We start from the raw sequence: 4,894 nt of genomic DNA, 5'->3' as shown, positions 1-4,894 counted from the left end.
GCTCAGCAGATTGTATTAACAAATACCGTAAAAGATAGCCAGTTAGGTCAACGTTTAGACCAAGCTATCGCCGAATTATTCGCGGACTTCTCTCGCTCGCGCCTAAAAGAGTGGCTGCTTGATGGGAAAGTTCAAGTTGATGGTGAAGTTGTCACTAAACCTCGTACCAAAGTAATGGGTGGCGAGGAAATTACATTGCAAGCCGAGTTAGAAGATGAAGAACGCTGGGAAGCGCAAGATATCCCGCTAGATATCGTCTATGAAGATGAAGATATTATCGTTATCAACAAACCTCGTGACTTTGTGGTTCATCCGGGCGCTGGTACGCCTGATGGCACTGTGCTTAATGCGTTGTTGCATCATTACCCTGATATTGCAGAAGTACCTCGTGCAGGTATCGTGCACCGTTTGGATAAAGACACAACGGGTTTGATGGTGGTGGCGAAAACCGTTCCTGCACAAACTCGTCTGGTTCGCGCACTGCAAAAACGTAATATTACTCGTGAGTACGAAGCGATCGCTATTGGTCGTATGACTGCGGGCGGTAAAGTGGATCAACCTATTGGTCGTCACTCTACTAAGCGCACGCTTATGGCGGTGGCACCAATGGGCAAACCAGCAGTAACGCACTACCGTGTTGCTGAACGCTTCCGCGAACACACGCGTATTCGTTTGCGTCTAGAAACGGGTCGTACGCACCAGATTCGTGTGCACATGTCTTATCTTCAGCATCCGCTGCTCGGTGATATTGCATATGGTGGACGTGCTCGCATCCCGACAGGTGCGTCTGAAGAGCTAACGGCAATGATCCGGGGCTTCGATCGCCAAGCATTGCACGCAGTAATGCTGCGCTTTGAGCACCCAATTACGGGCGAAGTTCTTGAGTTTCATGCTCCAGTGCCTGATGACATGGTTGTGATGACTGAAGCGCTTCGTCAAGATACAGAAGAGCACGGCTTACCGGAAGAATTCTAATATGAAGACGATCATTCCGAACTGGCCAGCGCCTAAAAATGTCAAAGCTTTCGCCTCAACACGCATAGGCGGATTTTCGACAGGCCCTTACCAAGGGCTAAATTTAGGTACTCACGTTGGGGATGATTTGTCTTTAGTAGAGAAGAACCGAGCTTGGTTGGCGCAACAGGCAAGCATGCCAAATGCGCCAATCTGGTTAAACCAAACGCATTCAACCGTTGTGGCTCAAGCAAATGAACCAACAACACAGGTGCTTGATGCGGATGGTGTATTTACTTCTTCAAGCCATGTTGTTTGTTCAGCGATGACCGCCGATTGTTTACCTGTATTATTGACTAATACACAAGGTACGCAAGTAGCCGCTGTTCACGCAGGTTGGCGCGGCTTAGCAAATGGCATTGTCGAAAATGCGTTAGCGTTGTTTTCTGGTGAAGTGATAGCGTGGCTTGGCCCCGCCATTGGCCCTCAAGCCTTCGAAGTGGGTGAAGATGTTCTGCAAGCTTTTGTTGATTTTGATTCACAGGCGAATCAAGCATTTGCTCCACGCGATATCGACGGTAAATGGTTTGCTGACATGTCGGTGCTGGCAACGCAACGTCTAAACCGGGCTGGTGTGACACAAGTGTTTGATTCTGGACTTTGTACTTACCAAGATAAAGCCTCTTTTTACTCTTATCGCCGTGATGGTAAGACTGGTCGACAAGCAACCTTTATTTGGATCGAAGACTAGCTATAAGCACCAAAGTGCTAAGATGCATACTACTATTTTTGCAAAGCTATCTTTATTCATTCACTCCCTTGAAATTCCCCACCCGAGTATCCATCTTTCTAACTGTCAAAAGAATTTCCTTTAGTTGAGGTTAGGAAGGTAGATATGCGTCTTGATCGATTCACAAGTAAGTTTCAAATCGCTATCTCTGATGCTCAATCACTAGCGTTAGGGCGCGATCATCAATATATCGAGCCAGTTCACCTCATGGTGGCTTTGCTTGATCAAAATGGCAGTCCAATTCGTCCATTGCTTACTATGCTGGATGTGGACGTAACGCATTTACGCTCTAAATTGAGTGAAATGTTAGATCGATTACCAAAAGTCAGTGGCATCGGTGGGGATGTTCAGCTCTCTAGCTCGATGGGCACATTGTTTAACCTGTGTGACAAAGTGGCGCAAAAGCGTCAAGACTCCTATATCTCGTCTGAAGTCTTCCTGCTTGCCGCTTTAGAAGACCGCGGACCATTGGGGCAATTACTCAAAGAGATCGGTTTAACAGAGCAAAAAGTCAGCCAGGCAATCGAAAAGATCAGAGGTGGTCAAAAGGTCAATGACCCGAATGCAGAAGAGCTTCGCCAAGCATTGGAAAAGTTCACCATAGACCTTACCGAGCGTGCAGAGCAAGGTAAATTAGATCCTGTTATCGGTCGTGATGATGAAATCCGTCGTACTATCCAAGTATTGCAGCGTCGTACTAAAAACAACCCAGTGATTATCGGTGAACCAGGCGTAGGTAAGACAGCAATTGTTGAAGGCTTAGCGCAGCGCATAGTTAACAATGAAGTACCTGAAGGTCTGCGTGGTCGCCGTGTGCTATCACTGGATATGGGCGCACTGGTTGCTGGTGCTAAATACCGTGGTGAATTTGAAGAGCGTTTAAAATCAGTATTGAATGAACTTGCTAAAGAAGAAGGCAACGTCATCCTCTTCATTGATGAGCTACACACTATGGTCGGCGCTGGTAAAGGTGAAGGCTCAATGGATGCGGGCAACATGCTAAAACCGGCATTAGCTCGTGGTGAGCTGCACTGTGTTGGCGCAACAACATTGGATGAATATCGTCAGTACATCGAAAAAGATGCAGCATTAGAACGTCGTTTCCAAAAAGTGCTGGTGGATGAGCCGACCGTTGAGGATACCGTGGCGATTTTACGTGGCTTGAAGGAGCGTTATGAGCTTCATCATCACGTCGAAATTACCGACCCAGCGATTGTTGCTGCGGCGAGTTTGTCACATCGCTATGTCTCCGACCGTCAGTTGCCGGATAAAGCGATTGACTTGATTGACGAAGCGGCTTCAAGCATTCGTTTACAAATTGACTCTAAGCCAGAGTCCTTGGATAAGCTTGAGCGTAAAATCATCCAACTCAAAATTGAGCAACAAGCACTAAGTAACGAGCACGATGAAGCGAGTGAAAAGCGTTTGAAAGCGCTTAATGAAGAACTCAATGAAAAAGAACGTGAGTACGCTGAACTAGAAGAGGTTTGGAATACAGAAAAAGCAGCTCTTTCTGGCACTCAACATATTAAGTCTGAGCTTGAACAAGCTCGTATGGACATGGAGTTTGCTCGCCGTGCTGGCGATCTAAACCGTATGTCGGAGCTTCAATATGGTCGTATTCCTGAACTTGAGAAGCAGTTAGATCTTGCAACCCAAGCTGAAATGCAGGAAATGACGCTATTGCGTAATAAAGTAACCGACAACGAGATTGCAGAAGTACTTTCTAAGCAAACCGGCATTCCGGTATCCAAGATGCTAGAAGCGGAAAAAGAGAAACTACTTCGTATGGAAGACGTGCTGCATAATCGTGTGGTAGGGCAAAGCGAAGCGGTCTCTGTTGTATCGAATGCCATTCGTCGTAGTCGAGCTGGGCTTTCTGATCCAAACCGACCAATTGGCTCCTTCTTATTCTTAGGTCCAACTGGTGTGGGTAAAACAGAGCTTTGTAAGACACTTGCGAGCTTTATGTTCGACAGTGAAGATGCGATGGTCCGTATCGATATGTCTGAGTTCATGGAGAAACACTCAGTGGCAAGGTTGGTTGGTGCTCCTCCAGGCTATGTCGGATATGAAGAGGGTGGTTACTTAACTGAAGCGGTTCGTCGCAAGCCGTATTCGGTAATTTTGTTAGACGAAGTAGAGAAAGCGCATCCGGATGTATTTAACATTCTGCTGCAAGTTCTCGATGATGGGCGTTTAACGGATGGTCAAGGTCGTACTGTTGACTTCCGTAATACGGTTGTGATCATGACATCTAACTTGGGTTCATCTCGTATCCAAGAGAATTTCGCAACATTAGACTATCAAGGTATCAAGAGTGAAGTGATGGATGTGGTTAGCAAACACTTCCGCCCAGAGTTCTTGAACCGTGTTGACGAAATCGTGGTGTTCCATCCACTTGGTCAAGAGCACATTAAGTCCATTGCTTCTATTCAATTGGAACGTTTGGCGAAACGACTAGAGGAGAAAGGCTATCAACTAGAAGTTTCCGACAAAGCACTCGACTTGATCGCTCAAGTTGGTTTCGATCCTGTGTATGGTGCGCGTCCTTTAAAACGTGCAATTCAGCAGAATGTCGAGAACCCGTTAGCCAAATCAATTCTTTCTGGTGAAATCGTTCCAGACAAGACAGTGCAGCTAATTGTTACTAATGACCAAATTTGTGCTCATCAATAATTGTATGGATACAGTAAAATTGAGATAAAAATCACACTAAAGGGGCCGTTTGGCCCCTTTTCTATAGTTTTTTAGAGTCTTTTGTCTGTTTTCTATACGAATAAACTAAAAAGGTGAGTTTTTTTAAAAAATGCACTTGTGTTCTTTAATGAACTCCCTATAATGCGCCTCCGTTGTCACGGGAAAGCAAGTGAAGCGGAACCTAAACAACTACGGTTAGTGAGTTAAAATTAACTCGCAGATAAATAACTTAAAAAAGTGTTTGACACGATAAGTTATCTAGCTAAAATAGCCGTCCACTTTGAAGAGAACTTCGAAGTGTGCTCTTTAAAAATATAGACCTATCAATCTGTGTGGGCACTCGTTGATGATAATCCAATTAGAAGCTTAGGCTTCAAATTAGGTTTCAATGATACGAAGTGACCATTGAATCGAAAGATTCAGCACAGTCAATTCAAACATTACTTCTGC

3 protein-coding genes are annotated in these 4,894 nt (G+C 45.3%); all 3 read left to right on the top strand.

Features of this window, described 5'->3' with window-relative positions; genetic code table 11:
• A partial coding sequence (gene rluD / locus R7035_RS24980) for a 23S rRNA pseudouridine(1911/1915/1917) synthase RluD (protein WP_318146313.1) occupies positions 1-975 on the top strand: 975 nt, incomplete at its 5' end.
• Between the two features lies 1 nt (position 976).
• Entirely contained in the window at positions 977-1,705 is a 729-nt protein-coding gene (gene pgeF / locus R7035_RS24975) for a peptidoglycan editing factor PgeF (RefSeq protein WP_005381874.1), read from the top strand.
• A 144-nt stretch (positions 1,706-1,849) separates the two neighbouring features.
• Complete coding sequence (gene clpB / locus R7035_RS24970; protein ID WP_005381873.1) at positions 1,850-4,423, top strand: ATP-dependent chaperone ClpB; 2,574 nt, start codon at positions 1,850-1,852, stop codon at positions 4,421-4,423.
• Positions 4,424-4,894: the final 471 nt, after the last annotated feature.

Source organism: Vibrio sp. 1731 (assembly GCF_033339955.1).
Classification (GTDB): domain Bacteria; phylum Pseudomonadota; class Gammaproteobacteria; order Enterobacterales; family Vibrionaceae; genus Vibrio; species Vibrio alginolyticus.
The sequence above is the reverse complement of the archived record's forward strand: the minus strand, read 5'-3'. Positions and strand labels throughout refer to the sequence as shown.